Here is a 2670-nt window from a genome sequence, read left to right as displayed (position 1 = left end):
ACCACCACCGAACGCGCCGAGGGACAACCGCTTCCTGGCGCTCGCCTCGTGACGATCGCGTTCGCCGATCTAGTGGGTTTCACCCGTCTCGGCGAGGTCGTCCCTCCAGAGGATCTGGAGAAGCTCGCGCACCGGCTGGCCGATCTGGCCAGGGAGGTCGCGGTGCCCCCGGTCCGGTACGTCAAGAGCATCGGTGACGAGGTCATGCTGGTCAGCAGCGACCCCGCCGCGATGCTCGGAGCGGTCCTCGATCTCGTGGACGCCACCGAGTTGGACGAAGACTTCCCAAGGCTGAGGGTGGGCCTCGCCACCGGAATGGCCGTCAGCCGGGCCGGTGACTGGTTCGGCAATTCGGTGAACCTCGCGAGCCGCGTCACCGGGGCGGCGCGTCCCGGTGCGATCCTGGTGTCGGAGTCCACCCGCGACGCGATCGGCGAGGTCGACGACGTGACGTGGTCGTTCGCGGGGGCGAGGCGCCTCAAGAACATCAAGGACGAGGTGAAGCTGTTCCGGGCTCGCAGGGCCGAGAAGGCCTAGCCCCTACCTCTACGCTTAGGTGCACCGTCTCGATCGCGCCGCACTTCGCGAGACGCTCTGCACGACGATTGGAAGACTCATGCCGGAACGGCAGCTCGATCCGGGAGTGGCGAGTTTCCTTGCCGCCCGGCCATCTACGCGTGAAGAGGTGTTCGCCGAGCCCAGCCCCGTCCCGAACGCGCCTGGCGCATTCGGCTGGTGGTTCCGTGCGCTTCCCGCAGCGATCGACGTTTCGGGCTGCGAACAACGCGACGGCTTGACGCTGCTCTACATCGGCAGCAGCCCGGGGCCGCCGCCCGCAACCGGGGCGCGGCCGATCGCCCAGGATCTGCACAAGCGCATCAGGTACCACTTCGGTGGCAGCGGCGGCGATGCGCACGGTTCGACGCTGCGCAAGTCACTCGGGCTCCTGCTCGCCAAGGAACTGGGTCTCCAGTTGCGCCGCGTCGGCTCGGGCAAGCGGCAGACGTTCGCGGGGGGAGAGGCGGTCCTCACGCAGTGGATGGCCGAGAACGCGCTGGTGTCATGGGTGATTCGTCCCGAGCCGTGGCTGTTCGAGGACACGCTGATCGCCACGTTCGAGGCTCCGCTCAATCTGAACGACAAGTCGCGCAACGCGTTCTATCCGGAGTTGACGAAGATCAGACGCGATGCCGCGAAGAGGGCGGGCAAGATGCGGGTACTTGCCGAGTGGTGAGGCTGGTTTGTGGTACCAGGTCGTGTTGCGACGCAGTCAACTTCTTGGGCGATTGAGGGTAGTGCTCGAATCACCCTCGCGGGCCGGTCATTCGACAGTGTCAGGCGCTTCTTGCTTCGAGTGCGGCTTCGGCCAGGGCTCGGTTGAGTTCGCGTTCGTGGTGGATGCGGCGGGCCCGGTCCTGGGCTCTCGTGGTTTTGCGGCGGGGCATCCTCAATCCCGCACTGTGCGCTGGCCGGGCCGGAACGTCGGCGGGAACGACGGGTGCGGTGGGTTGGCATAGTTCTGGGAACAGCAGCCGACTCCCGGGCGTGGTGACGTGAGTGCGGCCGTCGGGTGCTGTCCAGATGATGTTGCCGTCGGGAAGCTGTCGATCCCGCCACCCGCCCTCCCCGCCCCAGACCGTTTTGAGCAAATGATGTCCGCGGCATAGGCATTTGAGGTTGGCGGCCTGCGTCGGGCCGTACGGCGACGGAATCGTATGATCCACATCGCAGTTGGTGGCGGGTTCCTTGCACCCGGGGAAGCGACACGTCATATCCCGGGAGCGGATGAAGTCGGCCAGCTTCTTCGACGGGCGGTAGTGGGTTTCGGGTGGGGCTTGGCCGGGGTGGATGATCACGGTCAGGGTGGCATTGAGGGCGGCGCGGCGCGCGATGCTGCCGGGCAGGAACTGTCCGCCCATCATGGCGGCGGGGCGGATGGTGGCGGGGTGGCCGGGTTCGGGTGTGGCGAGGTCGGTCCAGGTCAGCTCGCGCAGCGGTTTGGAGAACATCGGCGGCGGGTGGCCGTCGAGGCCGGCGCACTCGTCGGCGGCGGAGTCGGCGGCCGTGTGGTCGCTGGCGGTGCGATCGCGGGCAGCCCTCTCGGGATCGTCGGCAGGACCGGCGTCGTCGGGGACCGAGGCGTCGTCGTGATCGTCGGGACTCTCGGCATCGTCGGGGGCCGGCGAATCCTCGGAATCGTTGGCGCCGTCGGGGACTGGTGAATCCTCAGGTGCGTCGGGACCGTCGGGACTATCAGGTGCGTCGGGATCGTCGGGACTATCAGGCGCGCCGGGACTGTCGGGATCGTGGGAACCGTCGGATGAGGGTTCGGCTGGTCCGCTGATGGTGTCCTGGTGGGCCACGACGTAGATGACCACCCCGGTCGAGGGCGGAATCTCACCGGCGGGGCAGTCGGTGGTGTCGCAGAGGCACATCAGCCGGTCGGCGCCGTGGGACAGGGCCCCCATCGCATCGGAGCGGCGTTGATCCTTGGTCCGCGGATCAGCCGGGCAGACGGTGTCGGCCAGCGCGTTCAGGCGACCGTCCAGCGCGGTGGCGTCGGGGGCCAACAAGGTCGCGAACAGGACGGCCAACCCGGTGCCATCCTCAACCGCAATGTCCACCGAGCGGGAGCGGGCTTTGGTGTGGGTGCGGCGTACTGCGTGCGGG

At 67.9% G+C, this 2670-nt stretch carries 3 protein-coding genes; 2 read left to right on the top strand and 1 reads right to left on the bottom strand.

From position 1 onward, the window contains the following. Both ACRDUX_RS37230 and ACRDUX_RS37225 read left to right on the top strand, forming a co-directional pair. Positions 1 to 537 (top strand): adenylate/guanylate cyclase domain-containing protein (locus ACRDUX_RS37230; RefSeq protein WP_526421961.1); only part of this gene is annotated, 537 nt, incomplete at its 5' end. Between the two features lie 79 nt (positions 538 to 616). Next, positions 617 to 1234 carry a GIY-YIG nuclease family protein gene (locus ACRDUX_RS37225; RefSeq protein WP_526421959.1) on the top strand — a complete coding sequence of 206 codons (618 nt, stop codon included), beginning with the start codon at positions 617 to 619 and terminating at the stop codon, positions 1232 to 1234. Between the two features lie 100 nt (positions 1235 to 1334). Here ACRDUX_RS37225 and ACRDUX_RS37220 read toward each other — a convergent pair. Further along, a partial coding sequence (locus ACRDUX_RS37220; protein ID WP_526421957.1) for an HNH endonuclease signature motif containing protein occupies positions 1335 to 2670 on the bottom strand: 1336 nt, incomplete at its 5' end.

It is taken from the genome of Mycobacterium sp. (assembly GCF_050701675.1).
Lineage (GTDB): Bacteria > Actinomycetota > Actinomycetes > Mycobacteriales > Mycobacteriaceae > Mycobacterium.
This window is presented reverse-complemented; position numbering and strand designations above follow the sequence as displayed.

Bases quoted from the DNA above. Each gene is read 5' to 3' on its own strand.
- ACRDUX_RS37225 (WP_526421959.1), top strand. From the start codon at position 617: ATGCCGGAACGGCAGCTCGATCCGGGAGTGGCGAGTTTCCTTGCCGCC.